This is a genomic window from Curtobacterium sp. B8, assembly GCF_000333315.1.
GTDB classification, from domain to species: domain Bacteria; phylum Actinomycetota; class Actinomycetes; order Actinomycetales; family Microbacteriaceae; genus Curtobacterium; species Curtobacterium luteum.
This window is the reverse complement of sequence record NZ_BACW01000256.1, coordinates 1-1,876: the sequence shown is the minus strand read 5'-3', so window position 1 is coordinate 1,876 and position 1,876 is coordinate 1. Positions and strand designations below refer to the sequence as shown.

Here is a 1,876-nt window from a genome sequence, read left to right as displayed (position 1 = left end):
CCGGAGCCGTCGGCGGACGCGGTGCTCAGCCCGTTCGACCCGGTCGTCTGGTTCCGCCGTCGGGCCGAACGGATGTACGGCTTCCACTACCGCATCGAGATCTACACGCCGGCGCCGAAACGGGTGTTCGGGTACTACGTGCTGCCCGTGCTGCAGGACGACCGCCTGACCGGACGGATCGACCTCAAGAGCGACCGGCAGCGCGGAGTGCTCCGCGTCCGCACGGCGTGGGAGGAGCCCGGGGAGCACCTCGACGCCGAGCGGCTGGCCGAGGTGCTGCGGCGCACAGCGGCGTGGCAGGGGCTCGGCGACGTGGAGGTCACCGATCGCGGGACCGCTGCGCGCGCACTGGCCGGGGCCCTCGGCGTCGCGCTGGTCCCGCACGAGTCGGCGGACGACACGGACGTGGCCGAGCCGCTCCCGGACCTGGAAGTCACCGTCTGACCGGCCGGGAGGCCCGTGGCGACGCCGTCACGGGCCTCCCGGCGGCGCCGCCACACCCTGGGCGCGGTGCGCCGTGCTGCACGCCGATGACCGCGCCCTGAGCGCGGTGCGCTGCGCGCCACGCCACGCCACGCCGCGCCGCGCCGCGCCACGCCGTGCCGCGCCGCGCCACGCCGCGCCACGGAGCGGAGTGGAGCGCCGCTCGTCCGGTCAGAACCGGTCGAGGCTCCCCCGCAACCGCGCGATGCGGTCGGGCAGCGGCGGGTGCGTCGAGAACAGCCGGTCCATCACGCCCGGCCGCATCGGGTCCGCGATCCACAGGTGCGCCATCGACGAGTTCTGCGTCCGCATCGGACGGCCGTACGCGCCGAGCTTCTCGAGGGCGCGTGCAAGCCCTTCGGGGTGCCTCGTCGTCATCGCACCGGTCGCGTCCGCGAGGTACTCCCGCTGCCGCGACACCGCTGCCTGCACGGCCACGGCGGCGATCGGGGCGACGATGACGGCCACGAGACCGGCGACGAGGAGGATCGGGTTGCCGCCGCCGTTGTTGTCGTTCCGGCTCCGCCCGCTCAGCCCGCTGAAGATCGAGATGCGGAGCAGGACGTCGGCGATGAGCCCGACCGCGACGACGAGCCCGAAGACCATCGTCGAGACGCGGATGTCGTAGTTCCGGACGTGCCCGAGCTCGTGCGCCATGACGCCCTCGAGTTCCTGGTCGTCCATGATCCCGAGCAGTCCCGTGGTCGCGGCGACGACGGCGTGCTCGGGGTCGCGCCCGGTCGCGAAGGCGTTCGGGGACGGATCGTCGACCACGTACACCCGGGGCATGGGCATGCCCGTCGCGATCGCGAGGTTCTCGACCGTCCGCCACAGCCGGGGTTCGGTCGTCCGGTCGATCTCGACGCCGCCCGCGATGGCCGTGGCCTGGCGAGCGGCGGTGAAGTACTGCAGCACCGCGTACCCGATCGCCACGACGAGCACGATGACACCGATGGAGACGTTGCCCGCGAGGTACCCGCCGAGGAACCCGAGGGCGCCGACGAGCAGCAGGAAGACCAGGACGATCAGGACGGTGTTGCGCTTGTTCTGCGCGATCGCGCGGTACACGGCCGGGCGCTGCGGTCGGTCGTCCGGGTCAGAACTGCGCGTCCTCGAGCTCGACGTCGAAGACCTCGTCGATGACGCTCTGGTCGAGGACCTCGGGCACGAAGTTCGCGCCGATGCCCTGGATCTTGTGCGGCCCGGCCTTGCCCTCGGTGAGCAGCGGCGAGTCCTTCGGCTCGACGGCGATGACCTGCACGCCGGGCACGCGCTCCTTGAGCACCTGGCCGACGCCGGTGATCGTGCCGCCGGTGCCGACGCCCGCGATGAACACGTCGACGTGGCCCTCGGTGTCGCGCAGGATCTCCTCGGCGGTGGTCTTCCGGTGGAT

General features: G+C 72.7%; 3 protein-coding genes. 1 reads left to right on the top strand and 2 read right to left on the bottom strand.

All coding sequences use genetic code 11. The features are described from left to right. On the top strand, positions 1–444 hold a 444-nt coding region (locus I59_RS06260; RefSeq protein ID WP_187289795.1), incomplete at its 5' end, for a DNA glycosylase AlkZ-like family protein. A 210-nt stretch (positions 445–654) separates the two neighbouring features. Here I59_RS06260 and I59_RS06255 read toward each other — a convergent pair. Both I59_RS06255 and I59_RS06250 read right to left on the bottom strand, forming a co-directional pair. Further along, on the bottom strand, positions 655–1,551 hold the full coding sequence (locus I59_RS06255) for a M48 family metallopeptidase (protein WP_022903129.1): 897 nt from the start codon (positions 1,549–1,551) through the stop codon (positions 655–657). Between the two features lie 28 nt (positions 1,552–1,579). Then, the coding region (locus I59_RS06250; protein ID WP_031273115.1) for a pyridoxal-phosphate dependent enzyme at positions 1,580–1,876 on the bottom strand (297 nt) is incomplete at its 5' end.